This is a genomic window from Patescibacteria group bacterium (genome assembly GCA_041650995.1).
Lineage (GTDB): Bacteria > Patescibacteriota > Patescibacteriia > XYB2-FULL-38-15 > XYB2-FULL-38-15 > JAHIRI01.
Map to the genome: position 1 here is coordinate 69,319 of JBAZJZ010000002.1, position 22,478 is coordinate 91,796.

Annotated in this window: 23 protein-coding genes and 2 tRNA genes; 11 read left to right on the top strand and 14 right to left on the bottom strand. The window is 42.3% G+C overall.

The window, feature by feature from the left end; genetic code table 11:
- Nucleotides 1-6: 6 nt before the first annotated feature.
- The 3 genes from WC445_03435 to WC445_03445 form a co-directional block, all read right to left on the bottom strand.
- Nucleotides 7-1,602, bottom strand: a complete 1,596-nt coding sequence (locus WC445_03435; protein ID MFA5128989.1) for a hypothetical protein — start codon at nt 1,600-1,602, stop codon at nt 7-9.
- Nucleotides 1,603-1,632: 30 nt separating this feature from the next.
- Nucleotides 1,633-2,658: an SIS domain-containing protein gene (locus WC445_03440; GenBank protein MFA5128990.1), complete on the bottom strand. Its 1,026-nt coding sequence runs from the start codon at nt 2,656-2,658 to the stop codon at nt 1,633-1,635.
- 91 nt (nt 2,659-2,749) lie between these two features.
- Nucleotides 2,750-4,069 carry an excinuclease ABC subunit UvrC gene (locus WC445_03445; GenBank protein ID MFA5128991.1) on the bottom strand — a complete coding sequence of 440 codons (1,320 nt, stop codon included), beginning with the start codon at nt 4,067-4,069 and terminating at the stop codon, nt 2,750-2,752.
- A 51-nt stretch (nt 4,070-4,120) separates the two neighbouring features.
- Here WC445_03445 and WC445_03450 point away from each other — a divergent pair, with 51 nt between their 5' ends.
- A complete protein-coding gene (locus WC445_03450; GenBank protein ID MFA5128992.1) occupies nt 4,121-4,390 on the top strand; it encodes a hypothetical protein in 270 nt (89 codons plus the stop codon).
- 65 nt (nt 4,391-4,455) lie between these two features.
- Here the strand turns inward: WC445_03450 and uvrA are convergent, their stop codons facing one another.
- Nucleotides 4,456-7,044 carry an excinuclease ABC subunit UvrA gene (gene uvrA, locus WC445_03455; GenBank protein MFA5128993.1) on the bottom strand — a complete coding sequence of 863 codons (2,589 nt, stop codon included), beginning with the start codon at nt 7,042-7,044 and terminating at the stop codon, nt 4,456-4,458.
- Between the two features lie 49 nt (nt 7,045-7,093).
- Here uvrA and WC445_03460 point away from each other — a divergent pair, with 49 nt between their 5' ends.
- A complete protein-coding gene (locus tag WC445_03460; protein ID MFA5128994.1) occupies nt 7,094-7,234 on the top strand; it encodes a hypothetical protein in 141 nt (46 codons plus the stop codon).
- Between the two features lie 117 nt (nt 7,235-7,351).
- On the opposite strand, the gene uvrB is transcribed toward WC445_03460, so the two are convergent.
- Complete coding sequence (gene uvrB / locus WC445_03465; protein ID MFA5128995.1) at nt 7,352-9,394, bottom strand: excinuclease ABC subunit UvrB; 2,043 nt, start codon at nt 9,392-9,394, stop codon at nt 7,352-7,354.
- Nucleotides 9,395-9,604: 210 nt separating this feature from the next.
- On the opposite strand from uvrB, the gene WC445_03470 reads away from it, so the two are divergent.
- On the top strand, nt 9,605-10,384 hold the full coding sequence (locus WC445_03470) for a cyclic nucleotide-binding domain-containing protein (GenBank protein MFA5128996.1): 780 nt from the start codon (nt 9,605-9,607) through the stop codon (nt 10,382-10,384).
- A gap of 132 nt (nt 10,385-10,516) precedes the next feature.
- Here the strand turns inward: WC445_03470 and WC445_03475 are convergent, their stop codons facing one another.
- The gene (locus tag WC445_03475; protein MFA5128997.1) at nt 10,517-11,323 is read right to left on the bottom strand and encodes a hypothetical protein; all 807 of its coding nucleotides are present in this window, start codon (nt 11,321-11,323) and stop codon (nt 10,517-10,519) included.
- Nucleotides 11,324-12,057: 734 nt separating this feature from the next.
- Here WC445_03475 and WC445_03480 point away from each other — a divergent pair.
- Nucleotides 12,058-12,828 (top strand): slipin family protein, encoded by a 771-nt coding sequence (locus tag WC445_03480; GenBank protein MFA5128998.1) that lies wholly within the window; start codon nt 12,058-12,060, stop codon nt 12,826-12,828.
- A gap of 308 nt (nt 12,829-13,136) precedes the next feature.
- Here WC445_03480 and WC445_03485 read toward each other — a convergent pair whose 3' ends face one another.
- Nucleotides 13,137-13,553 carry a bacteriohemerythrin gene (locus tag WC445_03485; GenBank protein ID MFA5128999.1) on the bottom strand — a complete coding sequence of 139 codons (417 nt, stop codon included), beginning with the start codon at nt 13,551-13,553 and terminating at the stop codon, nt 13,137-13,139.
- A gap of 115 nt (nt 13,554-13,668) precedes the next feature.
- Complete coding sequence (locus tag WC445_03490; GenBank protein ID MFA5129000.1) at nt 13,669-13,887, bottom strand: hypothetical protein; 219 nt, start codon at nt 13,885-13,887, stop codon at nt 13,669-13,671.
- A gap of 234 nt (nt 13,888-14,121) precedes the next feature.
- Here WC445_03490 and WC445_03495 point away from each other — a divergent pair, with 234 nt between their 5' ends.
- Nucleotides 14,122-14,271 carry a hypothetical protein gene (locus tag WC445_03495; GenBank protein MFA5129001.1) on the top strand — a complete coding sequence of 50 codons (150 nt, stop codon included), beginning with the start codon at nt 14,122-14,124 and terminating at the stop codon, nt 14,269-14,271.
- Here WC445_03495 and WC445_03500 read toward each other — a convergent pair.
- Nucleotides 14,268-15,434 (bottom strand): YibE/F family protein, encoded by a 1,167-nt coding sequence (locus tag WC445_03500; protein MFA5129002.1) that lies wholly within the window; start codon nt 15,432-15,434, stop codon nt 14,268-14,270. The two genes, WC445_03495 and WC445_03500, sit on opposite strands and share 4 nt — an antisense overlap.
- Before the next feature lie 158 nt (nt 15,435-15,592).
- Between WC445_03500 and WC445_03505 the strand changes: the two genes are divergently transcribed.
- The 3 genes from WC445_03505 (at nt 15,593) to WC445_03515 (ending at nt 16,536) form a co-directional block, all read left to right on the top strand.
- Nucleotides 15,593-15,832, top strand: a complete 240-nt coding sequence (locus WC445_03505) for a DUF5320 domain-containing protein (protein ID MFA5129003.1) — start codon at nt 15,593-15,595, stop codon at nt 15,830-15,832.
- Between the two features lie 120 nt (nt 15,833-15,952).
- Entirely contained in the window at nt 15,953-16,252 is a 300-nt protein-coding gene (locus WC445_03510; protein MFA5129004.1) for a cupin domain-containing protein, read from the top strand.
- Nucleotides 16,253-16,257: 5 nt separating this feature from the next.
- Nucleotides 16,258-16,536: a DUF134 domain-containing protein gene (locus tag WC445_03515; protein ID MFA5129005.1), complete on the top strand. Its 279-nt coding sequence runs from the start codon at nt 16,258-16,260 to the stop codon at nt 16,534-16,536.
- 123 nt (nt 16,537-16,659) lie between these two features.
- Here WC445_03515 and WC445_03520 read toward each other — a convergent pair whose 3' ends face one another.
- The 5 genes from WC445_03520 to xerA form a co-directional block, all read right to left on the bottom strand.
- Nucleotides 16,660-17,625, bottom strand: a complete 966-nt coding sequence (locus tag WC445_03520) for a permease (protein ID MFA5129006.1) — start codon at nt 17,623-17,625, stop codon at nt 16,660-16,662.
- Nucleotides 17,626-17,631: 6 nt separating this feature from the next.
- Nucleotides 17,632-17,871, bottom strand: coding sequence for a thioredoxin family protein (locus WC445_03525; protein MFA5129007.1), 240 nt, complete (start codon nt 17,869-17,871; stop codon nt 17,632-17,634).
- Nucleotides 17,872-17,969: 98 nt separating this feature from the next.
- A tRNA-His gene (locus WC445_03530) sits at nt 17,970-18,040 on the bottom strand.
- 5 nt (nt 18,041-18,045) lie between these two features.
- Nucleotides 18,046-18,117, bottom strand: a tRNA-Arg gene (locus WC445_03535).
- A 165-nt stretch (nt 18,118-18,282) separates the two neighbouring features.
- On the bottom strand, nt 18,283-19,200 hold the full coding sequence (gene xerA, locus WC445_03540; protein ID MFA5129008.1) for a site-specific tyrosine recombinase/integron integrase: 918 nt from the start codon (nt 19,198-19,200) through the stop codon (nt 18,283-18,285).
- A gap of 137 nt (nt 19,201-19,337) precedes the next feature.
- Here xerA and rpsO point away from each other — a divergent pair, with 137 nt between their 5' ends.
- The 3 genes from rpsO to pnp all read left to right on the top strand — a co-directional run bounded on the left by rpsO (nt 19,338) and on the right by pnp (nt 22,461).
- Nucleotides 19,338-19,598, top strand: a complete 261-nt coding sequence (rpsO, locus tag WC445_03545; GenBank protein MFA5129009.1) for a 30S ribosomal protein S15 — start codon at nt 19,338-19,340, stop codon at nt 19,596-19,598.
- Between the two features lie 57 nt (nt 19,599-19,655).
- On the top strand, nt 19,656-20,177 hold the full coding sequence (locus tag WC445_03550; protein MFA5129010.1) for an NYN domain-containing protein: 522 nt from the start codon (nt 19,656-19,658) through the stop codon (nt 20,175-20,177).
- A gap of 106 nt (nt 20,178-20,283) precedes the next feature.
- Complete coding sequence (gene pnp / locus WC445_03555) at nt 20,284-22,461, top strand: polyribonucleotide nucleotidyltransferase (GenBank protein ID MFA5129011.1); 2,178 nt, start codon at nt 20,284-20,286, stop codon at nt 22,459-22,461.
- The last annotated feature ends 17 nt before the right edge of the window (nt 22,462-22,478 follow it).

A 22,478-nucleotide genomic window follows, 5' to 3' on the forward strand; every position in this document is an offset into this window, starting at 1 on the left:
ATGTTGTCAGTCGTTTATTAACTTATAAATTTTCCCTTCATCATCCTTATAAACCATTTGAAAATGTCCATCACTTTTCAAATTATTTTCTAAAGCAATATGGTCTTTATCCACAAAAACATATTCAGAGTGAAAATCATTTTTAACAATTTCAGAAATATTTGCCCTCCGGCCGGTTGTAATATCAACCCAAACCTTATGCAGGTCTTTATTATAATCATACATAAAAGTTGGATCAAGTCCTGCAATATAGTAGTTATGAGTATTATAATAAAAAAGGGCGGGAAAATCATCCCAATCATTATGAAAAATAATGGCCCTTTCCGACGTATTATTTTTTAACCATTCGGCCACGCCGCGGTATTTATAGATAGAGCCACCGGAAAGATAGAGTTGTTTTATGGACCAGATATTTCGTACGGAAGTAAACGGGATCATAATTAAGACGTAAACAAGGATGAGGCTAAAAAAAATTTTTCTTTTTTGCCGCCAAACATTAATCGCGGGCAGATATTTTTTTATTAAAGACAGAGGCTCGTTTAAAACAAAAGCGGAAGCAAGCGCAGCAAAGGGGATGAAATATTCAACATTGCGACGAGAGCGCAAAGTTAAGGCCAAAAAAAAGAGTGCAAGAAGAGTTAAGGAAAAAATTTGAGTTTTTGTTTTTGGATCTTGGGCGGCAAGTCTTTCTTTAGTGGAAAATTTTTTAAGAAAATTTATAAAAATTACAGTGAAAGAAAGAATTAGTAAAATAAAAACAAAAGAAGAGTTGGCAATTAAGTCGCCCAAGCCATAAGGATACCATTCTGCCCCCACGCCGATTTTATCCTGATAATTTATGACAGCGATTTTAATTATTTGTTGCCAGTAAAAAAATAAATTTTTAGGGAAAAACGGATTGATGACAATTCCAGCCGCAAGGCCACCAAAACATGCTAAAAAAAGTTTAACATTTTCTTTGGAAAAAATATTTTTAAAGAAATTTTTTATAAATAATTTTATTCCCGTGAAATTATCAGTGGCGTTTATGACAGCTTCGGCAAAGATATAGAATAAAGTTAAAACTAAAATGAGCGGCCATCCGCCGTAAGTCCACACATATATAAATGATAAAAGAAAAAGCGGCCAAAGTTTTCGGCGGAAAATAAAATAAAGACCAAGAAGTAAGATTATAAGTGAAAAGGACGCGGCTTTGGCTAGATTTATTCTAAAAACAAGAGGGCTTGAAACTAGGAGAACTAAAGAATACAAAAACGCGCCTTTGATTTGAAATTTTTTCAGAAACCAATAGAAAACTAAAATCAAAAGCGCGGCGGAAAGCGCGGTAAAAAGCTTTATTCCGACCAGCGGGTCGAGAAAGGTGACAAAAGGAATGAGAGCGACATGATATAAAAAATGGTGGTCGGCGAAATTATTTTTTAAAACAGTAAATTGCAACCATGGGAAGTCTCTAACAATTCCTTGGTCGCGGGTTAAGACAGCCATCTTGGCGTGGTAAAAAGAATCTGGGTCGGGAAAGGTCGGGGAAATTTGAAAGTATGAAAAAAGAGAAAACGCGACGATGAAAAGTAAAAAATATTTTAATAATTCTATTTTTTTCATCGGATAGGTTTCCTCCTTTAGAAGTTTTGATTAGCCAAGTTGTTTTTTAAAGAAATCAACCCAGGGAACAGGGGAGGGATCTAAATTATAATTTATTGCGAGATGAAAACTAAGATAACTTCCAAAAACCAAGGCTTCAAAAGATTGCAGTATTTTAGTTTTTGATTTTGGAGCGTATTCAATAAAATTAATTTTATTTTTTGCGAGTACGGTTTTTAATATTTTGTATCTTTTTTGGTCGCGCGGCAGATAAAGATTTGAATTTATAAGAAGAAAAACAAGATTTTTCTGGTTAGTCGCCGGATTTTTTAATCCTTCCATTAAATGATGATTTAATTCAGGAAGTTCGAAATAGGCGGCAAAACATTTTGCATTTTCATTTATTTGATTTGCCATTATATGGGCATTGCCAGAGAGAAATTCTGAAGCGACAAGAATCGGAGCTTTGTTTTTCAATTTTGCCGCGAAAGTTGCGGTCGAGTTTTCTTTATTTTGGAGAACGTTTAAAGTTTTTTCGATCTCTTTATTATCAACGTTTAAAACGCCACATTTTTTAAGAAGTCCAATCTGTCCGAAGATTGAATATCCCAAGCCCATACGAGGTTGGTTTGAGGGGTTGTAAGTCGTTTCAAAAATATAAGCAGGATATTTATTAGCGCGTAAAAAAGTAGCTAGTTTTCCGCCGGCGGCAATACCTACAATTTTCGCTTTCCTTTTTTTTGCTTCAGCGGCGCAAGATAATGTTTCTTCAGTATTTCCGGAGTAACTTGAAAGGATGACCAAAGTTGTTGGACCAACGTAGGCCGGGAGTTTGTAGCCGCGGACGATTTCCAGCGGCTTTTTCAATTTGTCGGCGAAAAGAGATTGAATCAAGTGACCGCCAAGCGCTGAACCGCCCATGCCCGAGATGACAATATTTTCCACGCCACGATAGGCGACTGGAATTTTCATTTTTTTAACCTCTCGCCAAGCCGCCTCACATTGCTTGCCTAAAAGTTCGATTGACCCGAGCAAATTTGATTTGTCTAATTTTTTGATTTGTTGAGGAATAATCATGTTTATAAGGTCATTATTTTATTTCTTTATTCTAACATTTTTAATATAAATAAAAAAGCCCGGACATAAGCCGGGCTAAAACGCGCTTAATTTATTTATTGAACATTTTTTTTCGGCGCAGAAGTCTGTGATAGCCAATAGCAAAACGGTGGGCTTCGTCGCGGACTCGGAGCAAAATATCTTTGTGCAGTTCGGCGACGCGGACAAGCTCGGGGTTGTCTTTATTGGCAATCAGCCGGTCTTGCTTTCGGTCAAAACCTTTGGCAATGCCAAGAACAGGAATTTTTAATTTATGTTCATCAAGAATTTCCCGGACGGCATTAATTTGTCCCCAGCCGCCGTCAACCAGAATTAAATTTGGCAAAGGCCAAATTTTTGAATTATGAAGTATGAAGTATGAATTATGGTTTTTGGGTTCCTTAATTTTTGATTCATAATTCTTGATTCTCCGTAATCTGCGCGACAAAACTTCTCTTATCATCGCTACATCATTTGCTCCACTAACCGTCTTAATCTTGAACCTGCGGTATGCATTTTTGTTTGGCTTGCCATCTTCAAAAACAACCATACTTCCCGTCGCCGCAGTACCGCTGATGTTGGAAATATCATAACCTTCAACTCGGCCGAAAACATTAATGCCAGATTCTCGGTTTTTAAATTTTGATTCTTCTTTGATGACGGCCACGTCCTGAATATGCTCCAAAGAAAAAACTTGATTGCGAAGTCGCGCAGCTATTTCAAAGCCTTCATGCCGGCTCGCGGCGGCCATTTCTTTTTTTAAATTTTTAATGATTTTTTCTTTTTTTCCTTCAAAAAATAAAATCAAATTGCGGATAAGGCGGCGATAATCTTTAGATGAAATAAGATCAGCGCAGGGTGCCGGGCATTGTTTTAAATGGTAATGCAAACAGGACAGTTTTGGCATAACGACGCAATCGCGGAAAGGGAAAATGCGGCGGCGTAAGATATCTAACGCGGCGCGAAGAGAAGAGGCGCTGGTGTACGGACCAAAAAGTTTAGAGATTTGTTTTTTTTCTTTGGGCGTCATTCTCTCCAATTCCAAACCGCGCAATAAAAATATTCTCGGAAATTTTTCTTTGGTAAAAGCTACGTATAAAAACGATCTGTCGTCTTTTTCCTTTACATTATATTTTGGCAAATATTTTTTAATAAGATTGGCTTCCAAAATCAATGCTTCAATTACAGTGGGAGTTTTTTTATAATCAATATCCGCTATTTCTTGAACCAATTTTTCAATTCTAACATCGTGCGGCCGATCAAAATAACTTTTGACGCGATCGCGGAGAGAAGTGGCCTTGCCGACATAAATAATTTTCCCCGCGGCATTTTTCATTAAATACGCGCCTGGGGTTTTGGGGAATTTTTTTATTTTGTTTTTTAATTCTGACATATTGACATTTTTATTTTTTTGTTTCAAGATTGATTTTAGAGGAGGAGACAAATGAAAGTTGTATACATAAAGGAGAGAAAGCCGTGGGGGTATGTTCTTTCCCTCGTCGAGGTTGGGAGAGGTATTTCCGTTTCTACTGCCCAGGATACATTGGTGATTGTCGGAGACGAGACGAAAGAAGCTCGCCTGCTGAAGTCGGCGATCGACCAGTTTCAGAGAATCGCGCCGGTCGCCGGTATCACTAGGGAGTTGAAGGACCAGTGCGAAAGGTTCGGCATTGTGATCAGCTCGGGATGGAAGGTGTATCACTTTCCTTCGTAGCGATCCTGTCGTAGAATGTTCGTAGAACGTGTCCGCGCACAAGACCACACTAGTGTGGTCTTTTTTTATTTCAAAACTTTTTTCAAATATTGTCCGGTGTATGACTTTGGATTTTTTGCCAATTCTTCCGGCGTGCCGGATGCGATCAATTGTCCGCCCGCGTCTCCCCCATCTGGTCCAAGATCAATAATCCAGTCAGCTGTTTTAATAAAATCTAAATTATGTTCAATGACAATCACGGTATTTCCCAAACTAACCAAGCGATGTAGAACTTCCAATAATTTTTCCACATCAGCGTAGTGTAAACCGACAGTCGGCTCATCCAGAATATAAATCGTCCGGCCGGTGGAACGGCGAGCTAATTCCGCGCCAAGTTTTATTCTTTGCGCTTCGCCGCCTGATAAAGTCGTTGCGGCTTGTCCGAGGGTCAGATATTGTAAGCCAACTTCGCGTAAGATTTTCAGACGATCATAAACCGGAGGAATATTTCGAAAAAATCCTTCCGCTTCTTCTATGGTCATTTGCAAGATGTCATGAATATTTTTTTCTTTATATTTTATGGCTAATGTTTCCCGGTCAAAACGAGTTCCTTTGCAAACTGGGCAAGTGACATAAACCGCCGGCAGGAAATGCATTTCAATTTTAATCAATCCGGCGCCTTCGCAATTTTCGCAACGTCCCCCCGGCACGTTAAAACTGAATCGCCCTGGCTGGTAGCCACGGGCGCGAGATTCTGGCATGGCGGCAAAAAGTTCGCGAATGTGCGTCCATGCACCAGTATAAGTTACTGGGTTAGAACGCGGCGTGCGGCCAATAGGAGATTGATCAATCACGATAACTTTATCCAAATAATCCAATCCTTCAATTCGAGCGTGTTTTCCAATCTGCCAGTTGGTGTGATTAAGTTTATTGGAAAGTCCTTTGTAAAGAATGTCATTTACCAAAGTGCTTTTACCCGAGCCGGAAACGCCGGTGACACAGACAAAACGCTTGAGCGGGATTCTGACATCAATATTTTTTAAATTATTTTCCGTGGCGCCGACAATTTTTATCTGCCCTGAAGAAAAATATTTATTTTTTTCATCAACATGGCGGCGTTTCTCCGGAATTTTAATAACTTTATCTCCGCGTAAATACGCCGCGGTCAAAGATTTTTTATCTTGCAAGACGTCGGGCATGGGACCGGCCGCGACAATTTCTCCGCCGTGCACGCCGGCGCCGGGCCCGAGATCAACCAAATAATCAGCCATCCAAATTGTTTCCGGATCGTGTTCCACGACAATAACCGTATTGCCGATATCTCGTAAGTTCGCGAGCGTCGCCAATAATTTTTCATTATCTTTTGGGTGTAAACCAATTGTTGGTTCATCCAAAATATAAAGCGCGCCAACTAAGCGTGAACCAACTTGCGAGGCAAGTCGGATACGCTGGGCTTCACCGCCGGAAAGTGTGCCGGCCGTGCGGCCAAGCGTTAAATATCCCAAACCAACATTTAACATAAATTCCAGCCGGTTCGTAATTTCTTTTAAAACGGTTTCCGCGATTTCAAGTTCAGTGTCATTTAATTTTTGTACAAATAATTTTGTTTTTTCTTTACCGGTTAGAGCAGTAAAAAAACTACGCGCCTCTTCAATAGACATTGTTGTCACTTCCACAATATTTTTTTTGCCAACAAAAACATGCAAACTTTCTTTTCTAAGCCTGTCTCCGCCGCAATCGGGGCAAGGTTTTTCAGAAAACAAAGATTCAGTGCCAAGGCCGTGGCAAATGGGGCAAGCGCCATAAGGGCTATTAAACGAGAAGAGACGAGGTTCAATTTCCGGAAAAGAAAAACCATCGTCCGGGCAAGAATACTTTGATGACATTACTACTTCTTCACCATTATCCAAAATTACCGTCGCGACGCCTTCGCCGTGTTTTAAAGCTGTTTCCATAGCTTCGGCCAAGCGCGCGCGTAGGCCTTTATTATTTTCTAATGGCCAACCGAGAGTAATTTTATCCACGAGCAAATCAATATTATGTTGTTTGTATCGGGCAAGGACGATTTTGTTTCTAAGTTCTCTAAATTTTCCGTTGACGCGGACTTCGGAAAATCCGTCGTTGTATAAGTTATATAGTAATTGGTAATATTCACCCTTTCTTCCACGGACGACTGGCGCGAGAATGGCAATGCAATCACTTGATTTTGCCGCAGAAGGTTTATTTTCCCTGTGAATTTCTGAAGTTTTTTTCAAAATCAAATCAACCATTTCTTCAACGGTCATTTTTTTAATTTCTTTCCCGCAGACCGGACAATATGGTTTGCCGACGCGGGCAAAGAGCACGCGAAGATAATCGTAAATTTCCGTGATGGTGGCAACCGTGGAACGGGGATTAGCGCTATGGGCTTTTTGGTCAATGGAAATAGCCGGGGATAATCCTTCAATTTCATCAACATCGGGTTTATCCATTTGTCCTAAAAATTGTCGAGCGTAAGCCGAGAGGGACTCAACATAACGGCGTTGGCCTTCGGCAAAAATGGTATCAAAAGCCAGACTAGATTTTCCCGAACCAGAAAGTCCGGTAAAAACCGTTAATTTATTTCTTGGGATTTCCAGAGAAACATTTTTTAAATTATGTTCCCTAGCTCCTTTTATAATTATTTTATCTTGCATATATCGTTGACATTTTTTAATTTATTTGGAATAATTTTATTGTACGGTTTTGGTTTGCTGTTTCGGCGAACCACCGTCCGAGGAAAGAAGGAGGTGGAAAGACGGAGATGGGCAAGGGGTTCTCGCGGTTCGGCTCGCAGATGGCGGGCGAGGTGACGGCGCAGGTCAAGAAGACGGCGTGACGCGGTGATCCCGCTGGAGGTGAACGTCGGGGTGCCCCTGACACGGGACGGAGATCGTCGGTTTAGCGGCAAAGCGTCGCTACAGAAATGTGAACCGGCGAAAATTCCGGCAGCCCTTAAGAGAATCATTCCTTCGTTTGGTCCCCGGGATGTGCTTCGGCATGTTTCGGGGATTTTTTTAATTCCCGGATTTCATCGCGTAAAATTGCCGCTAATTCAAACTGTAAATCTTTAGCCGCTTCTTTCATTTGTTTTTCTTTTTCTTTAATTATCTCCTCAATATTTTTTCCCTTTTCTCCAAGTAAATCCAATTCCAAAATTCTTCGTTCTTTAGCATCTTGTTTTTTTGTCGCCTGGCCGATAATATCTTTAATAACCTTTTGAATAGTCTTCGGCGTGATGCCGTGTTTTTTGTTATATTCCATTTGCGTTTTGCGCCGGCGTTCGGTTTCTTTGATCGCCCGTTCCATGGAGCCGGTCATCTGGTCGGCATAAAGTAAAACTTGGCCGCGGACATTTCTCGCCGCCCGGCCGATTGTTTGAATAAGTGAAGTTTCGCTTCGCAAAAATCCTTCTTTGTCCGCGTCCAAAATCGCGACGAGCGTCACTTCCGGCAAATCCAATCCTTCGCGCAATAAATTGACACCAACTAAAATATCAAATTTTCCCCGGCGAAATTCAGTTAGGATTTTTATCCGGTCCAATGTTTCCACTTCGCTGTGGATGTAGTTAACTTTAAATTTTTTCTCCGCCAGATATTCGCTTAAATCTTCCGCCATTTTTTTAGTAAGAGTTGTGACAAGAACGCGTTCGTTTCGTTTTACGCGGTCGGCGATTCGTTCCATTAAATCATCAACCTGAGATTTTTCACTAGAATTTTTTGGCGTAATGGGTTTAACAATAATTTCAGGGTCAATAAGACCGGTTGGTCTGATAATTTGTTCAACGATTTGTCCGCTCCGAGTTAATTCGTAATCAGCCGGCGTGGCCGAAGTATAGATTGTCTGTGGCATCCGCGCTTCAAATTCAGAAAATTTCAGCGGCCGATTATCGGCGGCAGAAGGTAGGCGAAAACCAAAATCAATTAACGCTCTTTTTCGCGAAGCATCGCCTTCATACATTCCGGAAATTTGCGGCACGGTGACATGCGATTCATCAATTACCATTAGCCAATCTTTATTTTTTCCAAAATAATCAAGCAGAGTTTCCGGCGGTTCACCCGCGGCGCGGCCAGATAAATGTCTTGAATAATTTTCAATGCCATGGCAGTAGCCTACTTCTTTTATCATCTCCAAATCGTAATTTGTCCGGCGCTCCAGGCGTTCGGCTTCAAGCAGTTTTCCATTTTTATTGAAATAATCCAAGCGGCCTTTTAATTCTTCTTTTATAGTTTTAAACGCCCGTTTTCGTTCTGGGCCAAGAGTGACAAAATGTTTTGCCGGAAAAATCCAAACGTCGGATGGCTCATCTTTTATTTTTCTTGTCACCGGGTCAATCGCAAAAATTTTCACGATTTTTTGCGCGTTTGATTCCATACGATAAATAATTTCTTGGTTCACGGGCATCACTTCCAGAGTCTCGCCGCGCAAACGAAATTCTCCGCGTTTTAAATCGGAGTTAGTCCGGGTAAATTGCATGGTGATTAACTGGTTCAATAAATCAGCGCGAGTGATAGTTTGATCTTTAGCCAAATGCAAAACAATTTTTTCATAGGTTTCAGGGGCGCCCAAACCATAAATACAAGAAACCGAAGCGACGATGATTACGTCGCGGCGGGTTAAAAGCGCCTGGGTCGCGGCGTGGCGGAGGCGATCAATTTCATCATTAATCATTGCCTCTTTTTCAATGTAAGTATCAGTGCGCGGAAGATACGCTTCTGGCTGATAGTAATCGTAATAAGAAACAAAATATTCCACGGCATTGTCCGGAAAAAATTCGCGAAACTCATTACAGAGTTGGGCGGCCAGAGTTTTATTGTGGGCGATAACGAGAGTGGGTTTATTAATTTTTGCGATTACATTAGCTACGGTAAAAGTTTTGCCTGACCCGGTGACGCCGAGGAGTGTTTGATGTTTATAAGTTTTTTTCAAACCAGAAACCAGCTCGTCGATTGCTTTTGGCTGATCGCCAGTCGGTTTGAATTTAGATTTTAATTTAAATTTGTCCATATACGCAAAAAAATTCCCCGAAAGTCCTCCTCACTAGGGGAGGAGCGGGGGGTATTTCTGTAAAGAAGCGAAAGCTTTTTCGTTCTTATTGTAAAGGTATAATAGCACAGGCTAGACTTGCTGTCAACGGTCACTTGACAAGTTGATATTTTTAAACTAAAATAGACAATCACGAATAAGATAAGAAAGGGAGGGAAAGGAGGAGTTGTCGTGAGCGAAGAAAGCGTGGGCAACACGGCAGAGGGTTGTTCGGACAATCAGCCGATGGGTGAAGACACCCTGACCGGGGCCACCGGCCGATTCGAGTTCCCAGGGAATTATGACGAATTTCTTGACAAGTTGCTGCACATGGCGGAGGAGCGCGGCTGGGCCAAGACTTTTCTTGCCGGCGAGTGGGTTTTTCACGCCGGAGAGGTGCCGGAAGAGTGTTGGCTCATCGGTGTAGGGAGGGTTAGCCAATATCGGGGAGATGCTCGCATCAACGAATTGGGTAAGCGGCGATTCCTTGGTATGAGGGCTTTCCATCTCCAGGTTCCACACACCACTTCGGCGCAGGCTCTTGAGCCCAGCGTCCTGATCAAAATTGGCGGCGAGTTCTACCAGAAGCTTCTTTCTCATCCCGAGTTCGTAGATGTGGCCATCAAGCAGTACGAGCAGGAGGTTCAGCGAGTCGGTGATGAGGTAATGAGGTACCGCGCTCAACTTGAGGCGGCGCGCCGCGATAACGCGATTCTTCAGCGGGCGGTGGGGGAATACGAAAAGGAAGCCGATGATGCGCCCCGAGATAAAAAGGCGAGCGTAACAGAGCGTCTTTTGAGGCTTCTTCGCCCGGATCTGGAAGAAGCCGATCGGCGCGTCGGCGCGATGCTGGCGGGGTTGCCGGAGGAAACGCAGAGGACGCTGCGGAACAACGGAGATTTCGGCCAACTCAACGCCATCATCACCCGATGTTGGAATCGGGTTCGTCCTCTCACGTTTCTACGCAAGTAGGGGGTTAGCCGGTTGTGCGTCAGCGCAGCCGGCTTTTTATTTTATAAATAAAAATTTTTATAAAAAAATCTGCCGCGGCTTGGAAGCTTTGGCAGAATGTTGAAGATGACAGAGGAAGCTGCTCGTGCCTGGTTAATCGCAGCCGGTCGGCGGGCACTTCACTGCGGTCCAGGTTCCGAGGTTGTCACCGCTCGGGGAGACAATCGCTTCGCCCGTGACATGCGTCTCATCTTCGAAGTGGCCGACGTAGCTTGTGTTGCCCGACGAGAAATTGATTTGCCGACCATTGATTTCCGGCTCGTAGAAGGCAGCTTCAAGCTTTCGCCCGGTTTGTCTCACCCGAATTGGCACCGGGAAAGGAAAAGTTGCCCCGCTCAATCTCCAGTCGCCTTCGGCGTTTATGATGGCCCGGACTGTGTGCGGTGCAGAACAAACCTCGGGAACGCATGGAGCGCATCCATCGCCGCCGAGATAGTCCGCACAATCATTCGTGGCGCAGACAACGACTGTCGCTTCCGGCTCGTGCTCACCGTCGCGATCAAGAATGTCTGCCAGGGTTTCGATGAGCGCTGAAGTTTCTCGGTGGAAGTCTGGATCTGCTTCGACAACAGAGAGATTCACGAGCGTCGGATCGGAAACGCGCCATTCCACGTTTCGGAGCAAGTTCATGCCGCGCTCATTCACGACGTGGACGCGGAGTTTGTAGGCGTCCAGATTCGTATCGTCGCCGACCGGCACCAGCGACGCGCCGTCGTCATCGAAACAACTGCTTTCAATCACGACCGCCGAAACGAGATTGTACTCACCGGCGCATAGTTCGATGAAATTTTCCCGGCAGCCGAAGAGAACCGTGGAAAGAACCGCGAGCATCATCTTCGTCTTCATTTGTACCCTCCTTGTTGATTTTATCTTAACAGAATAAAAATAAATTTCAAACATATTAAAAGTGGTTTTATAAAAATAAAAAAGAGGGGCCCCTGTTAGAAGCCCCTCAGAATTGTACAGGCTATTTATCCGCGCCGCCTGCGAGGCGCTGAATCATCCTTGAGCTGGAACGCCCGACTCTGCCAGACGTACATCCGCCACCTCGCTTTCTTTTGGCTGGAGAGGTGGAGTTGCCAGTTTAGCCTTTCAATTGGATCGACAACTCCGATCACACCGTTTTGCGGGCATTCGATCAAAAATCGCAAACGAATCCCGCCCCTGGGTAGACGAATTTATGTTTGGCGCGCCAGTCTACCTTTGGCGCTTTGTATATTCATTTCCGTGCCACCACCTCCTTCCATGAAGAAAAACAATTTATTTGCTTTGCTTCACGGAAAGAAGTATTTTTATAAGAACCTCCGAGAATATCACTCCTTTATTTTTTTGTCAATGGTTTCAAAACAAAAAAGGCTGTTAGGCCTCTTTTTAAATATCTCAAAATTTATTTAACGGCAGCAAGAACAGCCCTTTAGTCTTTTTGTGTGTTTGCGCAATTGTTTGCCCTTTTTGGTATTTTTGAGAGCGTGTTTAGTTCTGGCTTTCGCCGCGCTATTTTGTCCCATATGATTTTTCTAATTAATTATATAGATGACTTTACTTTAATATAATTATTCAAAGTAGTCAAACTCCTTGATTTTTAATGATAAATTTTGTATAATTAAATACACATTAATTAATAAATTTAAACTATGGACAATGTTTTAATTACGATCGGTATAATCGTGGCAGCGATTATATTAGCTTCAATCAGGCAGGTGAACCAATACCAGCGAGGCGTAAAATTTACGATGGGCAGATACACCGGAATTATGGCGCCGGGTTGGCGTTTGGTAGTTCCTGTTTTTCAGACTGCCAGAAAAGTTGATATGAGAATTAAGGCGGTCGATGTTCCGGACCAGGAGGCGATTACTAAAGATAACATTTCCGTGCGCGTCAACGCCGTGATTTATTACAAAGTCCGCGACGCGAATCAAGTGATTATTGAAGTGGAAGATTTTGGTTATGCCACTTCGCAACTTGCCCAGACGACGATGAGAAATGTTGTTGGCGAAGTAAATCTTGATGAATTGCTTTCAGGTCGTGAAGCCATTGCGGAAAAAATCAGAGAAATTGTTGACAAGGCAACTGATGCCTGGGGAATTGAGGTTCATTCAGTGGAATTAAAAGATGTGACTTTGCCGGAAGAAATGAAACGGGTGATTGGCAAACAGGCCGAAGCGGAAAGAGAAAAAAGATCAGTAATTATTAAAGCCGAAGGTGAAGTGATTGCCGCGGAAAATTTAGCCAAGGCGGCGAATACTTTGGCTTCCTCCGACGGTGCGTTACATCTTCGCACTTTGAGCACGATTAATGACGTGAGCTCTGATCAATCAAATACAATTGTTTTTGCCATTCCGCTCGAAATTTTGCGGGCGTTTGAAAGAATAGGGAAAAAGGATAAAGAAAAAGAGCAGGCGTAAATTTTTTGGAGATAAAAAAGGACAGTCCTTCTTGGTAAGGGCTGTCCTTTTAATTTAGTATAAATTCTTGACAAAAATAATTTAATATGTTAAGACTAAAGCGGTGGAGCGATTGTGTCCTTGGCTTAATACGTAAGACCAGGGCGGTTGCGGACCTAAGCCGGCGAGCGGCTAAATCCACGAGGGAAGGACGGCGGTTCCGTGAGCCTTCCACGACGGGGTGTGCAGTTCTAGACAACCTGCCCCCCGTCACTTTTTTATCAAAAAAACGTCCTGGAAAATTCGGGGCGTTTTTGTTTTTGGGAAAATTATTTTATTCCCCGGGCGTTGAAGAAATCAGTGTAGTGTTTATCCATGGAAATAACGTGCCGCAAGAGCCAATCTACGGCAAAGTCAGCAAGTTCATGGGCGATTTTTTTCACATCCGCGTTCGGACTTTGCGCTCTGGCTAAAAATTCTTTTATCTTTTCGCGGTAGCGGTTGTGTTCGGCGACGTGAAGTTCGCTTCCTGGAAATTTGTATTCTTCAAAATAAGTTTCTTCGGAAGAAAAGTGAAGAGCGGCGTAGTTGCTAAACTCAATTAGGCTCATTAATATTTTTTCTTGGTTGACCCCGTCTTGCATGGATAGAGCGTCAATCTGGTTTGCGATATCTATGTAGCGCCGATGTTGGTCGTCAAAAATTTTTACGCCAACGCTGTAATTTTCGTTCCAGGTAAATGGCATATTTGAAAAATAATTTTAAGTATATTTATATTATAATAAAAAATATTTTCGGTCAAGATAAAAAAACTCCCGCGCGAACCGAAGTCCGGGGGAGTGGTGTGGGTGGATCGGTACATCAGGTGCAGCCGTGCGGAGTGTGGCCGGGGTGGCCGATGGGGTGGGCTTCGACTTCCGCACTGAAGGCATCGTAGTATGTGTCTTCCGCTTCTTCGGCGAGACGTCGCTCTTCAGCTTGCTGCGCCAGGAGATCCTTTAGGGTTTCGGGGTGTAAGAGGTCGCCGGCCAGAGGTGTTCGCGCAGTGCGCTTCTTGGGCTTCTTGCGATGCGTGCTCATGGCGACGTTTTCTCCTTCTTTCCGAGATTTTTGAGGTGCTCGCGGAAGCGCCGGCCATCTTCCCGGTCTCGCCGTCTGATCGGACGTCGGTCGGCTTCAGTGAAGTGGTCGCGCAACGGTCGGAGCAGTTGTTCTTTTGTCACTTTGTATTTCTTGGCGGCCATGGCAAGTCCTCCTTCTTGTCCGCCCTTGGCGGGTTTTCTTGCTGATTAAAGTTTATCATTTTAAAAATTTTTGGCAATATTTCAAAAAATAAAAACACCCCGTCATTTTGACGAGATGTTTTTGGGATACCGCGTAGCGGAGGCGGTTGAAACTATTATTGGAAATTTTGAGGAAAGTATTTTTATTCCAAGTTTATCTCGCGGTAGCCAGTGGTTTTAGATTTGCTCAGATTTTATATTCTCCATGCCCGTCCCGTTAAGATTTTTATTTTTATAAAAATAAGCGGCTAAAAAAGTAGTGATGGGCACAGCCAAGGCCAGACCGATGCTCCCGACCAATGTTCTTACAATTTCCGTGGCGATAATTTCGTGGTTGATTATTTGGCTAAAAGTTAAAAATGGCGGCTGTTTGAATGAGAAAAGTAAAAGGAGAGGGAGGGCGGCACCCGCGTAGGCCAAAAATAAAGTATTAACCATGGAAGCAATGTGATCAACTCCAACCCGCATTGCTTTTTTGTAAATTGCCAACCTTGTTAAACTTGGATCAGTACCATGGATTTCCTGAACCGTGGAAACTTGGCTTACGGTTATGTCATCCAGAACGCCCAATGCGCCGACGATAAAACCGGCGAGCAGCAATCCTTGCAGGTTTATATTTCCGCCCGTCAGACCAACTAAATAAATCGTCTCTTCCTCGGCAAAACCAGCAAGTTTAGTCAGATTAGTAAAAAGTATTGAAAAAAATCCGACAATGGCGATGCCCGCAAAGGTGCCTAAAATAGCTATGGTTGATTTTTTATTTAATCCGTAAACCAAATAAGTGGAAACAAAAATTATTAATAGCGCAGAGGTCAGGCTGATGAATAAAGCGTTATGCCCATTTAAAATTTGGGGAATAATAATTTTTAAAATAATAAAAAAACTGAAAATAAGTCCAAGGAGAGCCCTGAAGCCGCGCCACTTTCCAGTGATTAAAATAATTAAAACAAAAATTACAGCGAGAAAATAAAGATTTTCTCTTCGGACAAAGTCGGTAACATAATAATAATCATTGCCGTCGCCATCTTGGCTATGAGAAACCAAAACTTTATTTCCCTTCTTATATAAATTTTTGGCAATGACATCTACCTCGGTACCGTCAAAAATAATTTCTTGATCTTTCCATTTTCCTTCCAGGCCTTTGAGCTTTAGTTTTTGTAAAATGGATTTTGATCCGTCTTCCCTTATGGTTTCTTTTTGTTCTAAAATTTCTAAAACTTTGGCTTCAAATATTTCTTCCTGGTAATTATTTTGCTCAGAATCTTCTTGGGCAAAAACAAAATTGGGGGTCGCGATAAAAGTAGCCACCATTATCAAAATAATAATTTTTGTTATTTTGGCCATCTTAAAATTAAAATTTTCATAGTTAATATCAGTAATAATTATAACACGCGATGGGGTTTTTACAAGACTTGACAAGTTATAGTTTTGGGTGTATATTCATAATAGGCGATATAAAAAAGGTCGAATCGCCACTAATAAAATTTTTAATAAAAACATATATGCCAAAAATGAACGGAACTGGTCCTACGGGCCAAGGAGCTGGCACTGGCAGGGGAATGGGCCCTTGCGGAGCCGGTACAAGAATGGGTTGGGGTTGTCGTGGCGGATATGGTATGGGTCGCAGGAGATTTATTTCTCCTAAAAATGAATTGGCCGCCCTAGAAGAGGAAGAAAAGATGCTCCTGGAGGAATTAGAAATTATTAAGTCTGAAAAGGAAGCCATAAAATCCCAAAAATAAAAGAAGGCTGGGAGCCGAGCTCTTCTTCGACGGAAGGGCTCGGGTAGCCTTCTTCAAATAAAAAATTATCATAAAAGATAGAAATAATCAATATTAATTTAAAAAATTAAAATTTAAAATATGATGGTTAAATCGTTAACACAAGGGGGATCGTTGATAAAACCTCCAAGATCAGAAAAAATAAAATCAGGATTAGTTATCTTAAAGAAAGGTGAAGAGGTCGGTGAACACATAACAGATAATCGCGAAGAGGTAATTATTATTCTTCAGGGCGAAGCATTAGTAATTTTAGAAAATCAAAAACGGATGGTTAAAGAAAATAATCTTATTTTTATTCCTAAAGATAAGAAACACAATCTAAAAAATAAATCTAATAAAATCTTAAAATATATTTACGTTGTTTCTTTGCTAAATAAATAAAAAATATGTCCAGACCAAGGCTTTGCCGAAAAATTTCATTCAACCCACGGGTTGACTACTTCAAACCTCGAGGCGTGCCGATGAAGGAACTTGAAATTGTGGAATTGACTGCCGAAGAGATGGAGGCTTATCGGCTGAGACACATTAACGATATGGATCAACTGGAAGCCGCGAAAAAAATGCGCACTTCTCAGAGCACATATCAGCGGATATTATATTCGGCTTATAAAAAAATCGCCGATGCTTTAATAAATGGCAAGGCGATAAAAATTATAAAAAGTTGATATTTTTTATAAATATTTATAAAAAAACACCTCGTCAAGATGACGAGATGTTTTTATGGGGTCACGTAGTGGAGGCTGTTGGAATTTTTTTGGGATTGGGCGAGAATGTCTATATCCCAGAAATTACATTATCCAATTGAATAGAAAACCAGTGAAAATAATTCCTACAGTTAAAATAATTATATAAATAGCCAAAAGTTTTGGTTTTAAAACTTTTTTCAGAATAATCATTTCTGGCAATGAGAGCGCCGTCACGGACATCATAAAAGCCAGGGCGGTTCCGAGCGGCAGACCTTTTTCAATTAATGATCTGACAATCGGGATAACTCCGGCGGCATTGGAATAAAGCGGCACGCCGATTAAAACAGCTAAAGGCACGGCGAACAAGTTTCCCTTCCCGACAATACGGCTCAAAAGATTTTCCGGGGCGTAGCCGTGGATAAACGCCCCAAGGCCTACGCCAATTAAAACGTAGGGATAAACGCCCTTAATTAAATTCATTGTGTAGGTGTATGATTCGGCTAATCTTTTTTTGAAATCCTTTTTATTTTTTTCGGCCGTATCGCCGACTTTGATTTTCCAGACATAATCTTCAACTAAGTGATGCAAATTCATTTTCCCCATCACAAAGCCAGTCAAAACGGCTATTGTGACCCCGGAAATAATATAAATGGCGGCTATTTTCCAGCCGAACATTCCTAAAAGTAAAACGGCCGCCACTTCGTTCACCATTGGTGCGGAAACAAGATAGGAAAATGTCACGCCGAGCGGCACTCCGCTTTCCACAAAGCCAATGAAGAGGGGAACGGCCGAGCAAGAACAGAAGGGCGTGACGATGCCGATCAAGGCTGCCAGGATATTTCCTAAAAATTCAAACTTATTGGTGAGAATTTTTTTTATTTTTTCCGGCGGCAAGTAGGAACGGATGAAAGAAACAAAAAAGATAATAAAAAACAGTAAGAGACCTATTTTGATACTATCGTAAATAAAATAACTGACCGCTCCGCCCAAAATAGTGTCTGGTTGCAATCGAAAAACAGAGTAGCTTAACCAGTCAGCCAATTTTTGGACTGGACTGAAAATATCCATAGAAGATTAGATTTTTTCTTTAATAATTTTTTTGAGTTCATCTAGACTCGGCACGCGACCGGAAAGAACAGGTTTGCCATCAATGGCTACAGCCGGGCTTTGCATTATGCCCATCTCGAGCATTTTTTGGATGTCGGTTGTGTATTTTACATCGCCCTTGAAGCCGACTTCGGCTGCGGCTTGTTTGGTCAGATCATATAATTTTTTACAGGTCGGGCAACCCGAGCCCAAAACTTGAATAGTCATATTGTTAAAATTATTTTTTTAAGCATTAATTAATATTGTATCACTTTTAATTTTTTAGTTAAACCAAAACACCTCCGGTTGAGGAGATGCTTTAGCAGGGTGGCTACTGGGAGTTGAACCCAGGCTAGCGGGACCACAACCCGCTGTTCTACCGTTAAACTATAGCCACCAAATTGCGCCCGCTAGGAATCGAACCTAGATATCCAGCTTAGAAGGCTGGTGTTCTATCCATTGAACTACGGGCGCGTAATAAGTCAAAAGTTTAAAGTGAAAAGTTAAAAGTTTTTGAGTAAATTATTTTTTAATATAACAAACAATTTTCAGATTGTCAATTGTCGGCCGTATGTCATGGCCTGAGCCTGTCGAAGGCCCTTCAACTTCGCTACGCTTCGCTCAGGGAATGAAATTGATTTATTTACCGCGGCGGCGGCCATGGAAACTTTTATGTACGTCACGGAGCTGCTGATTGGTGATATGGGTGTAAATCTGGGTGGTAGTAATTGAAGAATGGCCGAGCATGGCCTGGACCGAGCGAATATCGGCGCCATTCATTAGCAAATCTGTAGCATAAGAATGGCGCATGGTGTGCGGCGTAACTTTTTTGGTGATGCCCGCAATTTTAGAATATTTTTTTACAAGCCGTTCCACACTCCGGGGAGTGAGCGCGCCTTCGCTTTCATGCGCCCGGTCGTGCGAAACAAATAAAAATGGAGAAACGTCCTGGCGCGCGTCTAGATATTGTTTGACCCAGAATTTTGCTTGGTTAGATATAAAGACCACGCGCGGTTTATCGCCTTTACCACGGACAGTAAATTCTTCTTTTTTTAAATTAACTTGTTCTTTTTTTAAATTTGCCAATTCGGAAACGCGAAGTCCGGTAGAGAAAAGCATTTCCAAAATTGCCTTGTCTCTTTTTTTAATAATTTCCGGTGCCTCACCGAGCGTCGGCGCTTCAAGAATTCGTTCCAAATCACTTCCTTCCAAAAAATCCACCACCCGTTCGGGCATTTTTCCTAATTCAATTTTTTCCGCGGATAGTGTTTTGATGTCGCGCTTGGCCAGGTATTTTAGAAAGGCGCGAAGGGCGATCAGATGATAGTTTTGAGTATTTTTTTTCAGAGTGCGGCCGTGCTCGTCGGCAAAACGATTAAGCCAAAGGCGATATTGGCGGATTTTTTCTTGAGTGATGCCAGCCGGGGAAGCGTTACCAATCCATTCATTAAATCTTTTTAAATAAAAATCATAATTCCGTACAGTTTTGTTTGAACGGTTTTTCTCTATTTCCAGATATTCTAGAAATTGGGTGATTAGAGTGTCGAGGTTGGCCATAAGGAGTTTTTAGTGTCGTACAATTTTATTATAGCGCAGCCTTGCCAAATTAAAAAGGCTGTGGTAATATGATTAAGTAAATTATTAATGACGGTTCGCTGGGCCAGGGAGGGTGGACTCGGCAACCCGTGACAAAAATGTTAGACAAAAAAGCAAAAGACAAAATTATTGAGAAATTTCGGATTCACGAAACTGACACTGGTTCGCCGCAAGTGCAGGTCGCCATTTTGACATCAGAGATCAAAGAATTGGTGGAGCACTTGAAGGAACACAAAAAAGACTTCTCTTCTCGCCGCGGTTTGCTGAAAAAAGTCGGTGAACGGCGCAGACTATTAAAATATTTGGAAAGAGAGGATAAAAAGGGTCATGCCGAGTTAATGGAAAAATTAAAATTATAAAATTTTAAAGCCCCTCCCTTGCGAGGGGTTTTTGGCTTAAAAATAAGGAGGAAAATTATGGTAACTTATAAAGAACAACGCGTCGGAGTTTTTATCGACGTGCAGAATATGTATTATTCGGCGAAAAATCTTTACAACGCAAAAGTAAATTTTGGTAATATTTTGGAAACAGCGGTGGGCAACAGAAAGTTGATTCGCGCCATCGCTTATGTTGTTAAAACTAAAACTGGCGAGGAAAAAGTTTTCTTTGAAGCGCTGGAAAAACTTGGGCTTGAAACTCGCGAAAAAGAATTGATGGTTTATGACGGCGCGAAAAAGGCCGACTGGGACGTGGGAATTTGTATCGATTCCATTGCTTTGGCTGAGAGGCTTGATGTGATTGTTTTGGTTTCTGGTGACGGAGATTTTATTCCGCTAGTGCAATATTTAAAGATGAATAAAGGATGCCGAGTGGAATCAATCGCTTTCCGGGAAACAACTTCCACAAAACTCATAGAAACGGTTGACAATTTTCACGATTTAAGTCATGATAAAAGGCGCTACTTAATTAGTGGTCGGACAAAAAGAACAGTATTATAAGATATAAGTAATAAATAACAATTTAAAATTAATTTTTTGATCGCCAGACAAGTAGGCTTCTTCTGGGTTAACCAGAAGTCTAAAGTTTGGCGGTCAGACAAAAAGTATGGTGAAAAAATTTGAGTTAGAATGGGGAGGGAAAAATTTAATCATTGAAACCGGAAAATTCGCCGGACAAGCCAACGGTTCTTGTACGGTGCGTTATGGTGATACATTAGTTTTAGCTACAGCCGTAATTTCGGAAACCCAAAGGGAAGGAATAAGTTTTTTTCCTTTGATGGTAGAATATGAAGAAAAACTTTACGCGGCCGGAAAAATAAAAGGGTCTCGTTTTATAAAACGCGAAGGCCGACCGACCGATGAAGCTATTTTAACAGCGCGGCTGATTGATCGTGCGATCAGGCCGTTTTTTGATGACCGAATGAGAAATGATATTCAAGTTGTGGCTTCAACTTTGTCTTGGGACCAGGAAAATGATCCGGATATTCCGGCGTTAGTCGGCGCTTCGGTTGCTCTTTCTATTTCGGATATCCCGTGGAACGGACCGATCGCCGCCGTTCGTGTCGGCCAGGTTAACGGCGAATGGGTTTTAAACCCGACCTATGAAGCGCGAAGCAAAAGCACGATGGATATTGTGGTGGCGGGCACAGAGGAAAAAGTTTGTATGCTTGAGGCTGGAGCTGATGAGGTTTTGGAAGCTGATGTTTTGGAAGGAATAAAATTTGGGCAGAAACATTTGAAAAAAATTATTGAATTAATTGAAAATATCCGCGAGGAAATTGGCAAGACAAAAATGTCTATTGTTGAGGAAGATCCGGAAGCGGCTTCGGAAAAAGAAGGATTGAAGAATAAGGTTAAAGAATTTTTGAAGGAGAAATTAGAGATTTGTCTTTTTAATAGTAAAAAGGAGAGTAAGTCTTCACGACAGGAAGTTCTGGATAAGCTGGAAAAAGATCTTGAAGAATTCTTGAAAGCAGAGGGGATTGGTAAGGACCGCCGGAAAGACGCGATGGGATTTTTCTATGGAATTGTAGAAGAAGAAATTAGCCGGGTGATTTTGGATAAGGAAACAAGAGTTGATTGCCGGTCATTGCTTGATATCCGGCCGCTCGGAGCGGAAGTAGCGCTTTTACCGCGCACGCATGGCTCAGGATATTTTACGCGCGGTGATACGCATGTTTTATCCGCGGTAACTTTGGGTTCGCCGGCTGAAGAGCAGACCTTGGACGGCATGGAAGTTTCCGGTAAAAAAAGATTTATGCATCATTATAATTTTCCGCCATTTTCAGTTGGTGAGGCTTCGCCAATGCGTGGACCGGGCCGGAGGGAAATTGGTCATGGTGCTCTCGCAGAACGCGCTCTTCTTCCGGTTTTGCCGAAGACCGAAGTTTTTCCATATACTATTCGCGTTGTTTCTGAAGTTTTGAGTTCAAACGGTTCTTCATCAATGGCTTCAACTTGCGCTTCAACATTGGCCTTGATGGATGCGGGCGTCCCGATTAAATCTCCTGTGGCGGGCATTGCTATGGGCTTGGCTTCCGACGAAAAAGGAAATTATAAAGTTTTGACAGATCTTCAAGATTTAGAAGATAGCAAAGGTGGCATGGACTTCAAAATCGCGGGAACAAGGACTGGGATTACGGCGATTCAGATGGATACGAAAACTTTGGGGTTAACAATGGAAATGGTAGAAAAAACTTTGACGCAAGGTCGCGAGGCGAGAATGGAAATTTTGGACGTGATGGAAGGCGCGATTGCCGCGCCGCGCACGGAACTTTCACCTTACGCCCCAAGAATTATTTCTTTCAAGATTAATCCAGATAGAATTCGCGATGTTATCGGCCCAGGCGGGAAGATTATTAATGAAATTATTGACGCGACTGGCGTGTCTATTGATATTGCGAACGACGGAACAGTGGTAATCTGTTCATCCCAACCGCCGTCCCTTGATAAAGCCGTCGCTTGGGTTAAGAGTTTAACCCAGGAAGCTGAGGTTGGGGAAATTTATCAAGGTCCGGTTACGCGCATTTTGGATTTCGGTGCTTTCGTGGAGATTTTTCCACATAAAGACGGGCTAGTCCATATTTCGGAACTTGCACCGTATCGCGTAGACAAGGTAACCGACATTGTAAAAATCGGCGACGTTGTTCGCGTTAAAGTTATAAAAGTTGATGAACAGGGTCGCGTTGATCTTTCCATTAAGAGGTTACAGGAAAATGGTGAAAGAGGCGGCGGGCCCGACAGAGATGCTGGACGGCCGCGGAGTGATCGGCCGAGAAGATAATCTAATAGATAGTAGGA

Bases quoted from the DNA above. Each gene is read 5' to 3' on its own strand.
- WC445_03505 (MFA5129003.1), top strand. From the start codon at position 15,593: ATGCCAAAAATGAACGGAACTGGTCCTACGGGCCAAGGAGCTGGCACT.
- WC445_03515 (MFA5129005.1), top strand. From the start codon at position 16,258: ATGTCCAGACCAAGGCTTTGCCGAAAAATTTCATTCAACCCACGGGTT.
- WC445_03450 (MFA5128992.1), top strand. From the start codon at position 4,121: ATGAAAGTTGTATACATAAAGGAGAGAAAGCCGTGGGGGTATGTTCTT.
- pnp (MFA5129011.1), top strand. From the start codon at position 20,284: ATGGTGAAAAAATTTGAGTTAGAATGGGGAGGGAAAAATTTAATCATT.
- WC445_03525 (MFA5129007.1), bottom strand. From the start codon at position 17,871: ATGACTATTCAAGTTTTGGGCTCGGGTTGCCCGACCTGTAAAAAATTA.
- WC445_03485 (MFA5128999.1), bottom strand. From the start codon at position 13,553: ATGCCATTTACCTGGAACGAAAATTACAGCGTTGGCGTAAAAATTTTT.
- WC445_03440 (MFA5128990.1), bottom strand. From the start codon at position 2,658: ATGATTATTCCTCAACAAATCAAAAAATTAGACAAATCAAATTTGCTC.
- WC445_03435 (MFA5128989.1), bottom strand. From the start codon at position 1,602: ATGAAAAAAATAGAATTATTAAAATATTTTTTACTTTTCATCGTCGCG.
- xerA (MFA5129008.1), bottom strand. From the start codon at position 19,200: ATGGCCAACCTCGACACTCTAATCACCCAATTTCTAGAATATCTGGAA.
- rpsO (MFA5129009.1), top strand. From the start codon at position 19,338: ATGTTAGACAAAAAAGCAAAAGACAAAATTATTGAGAAATTTCGGATT.
- WC445_03510 (MFA5129004.1), top strand. From the start codon at position 15,953: ATGATGGTTAAATCGTTAACACAAGGGGGATCGTTGATAAAACCTCCA.
- uvrA (MFA5128993.1), bottom strand. From the start codon at position 7,044: ATGCAAGATAAAATAATTATAAAAGGAGCTAGGGAACATAATTTAAAA.
- WC445_03500 (MFA5129002.1), bottom strand. From the start codon at position 15,434: ATGGCCAAAATAACAAAAATTATTATTTTGATAATGGTGGCTACTTTT.
- WC445_03490 (MFA5129000.1), bottom strand. From the start codon at position 13,887: ATGAGCACGCATCGCAAGAAGCCCAAGAAGCGCACTGCGCGAACACCT.
- uvrB (MFA5128995.1), bottom strand. From the start codon at position 9,394: ATGGACAAATTTAAATTAAAATCTAAATTCAAACCGACTGGCGATCAG.
- WC445_03445 (MFA5128991.1), bottom strand. From the start codon at position 4,069: ATGTCAGAATTAAAAAACAAAATAAAAAAATTCCCCAAAACCCCAGGC.
- WC445_03480 (MFA5128998.1), top strand. From the start codon at position 12,058: ATGGACAATGTTTTAATTACGATCGGTATAATCGTGGCAGCGATTATA.
- WC445_03475 (MFA5128997.1), bottom strand. From the start codon at position 11,323: ATGTTTGAAATTTATTTTTATTCTGTTAAGATAAAATCAACAAGGAGG.
- WC445_03520 (MFA5129006.1), bottom strand. From the start codon at position 17,625: ATGGATATTTTCAGTCCAGTCCAAAAATTGGCTGACTGGTTAAGCTAC.
- WC445_03550 (MFA5129010.1), top strand. From the start codon at position 19,656: ATGGTAACTTATAAAGAACAACGCGTCGGAGTTTTTATCGACGTGCAG.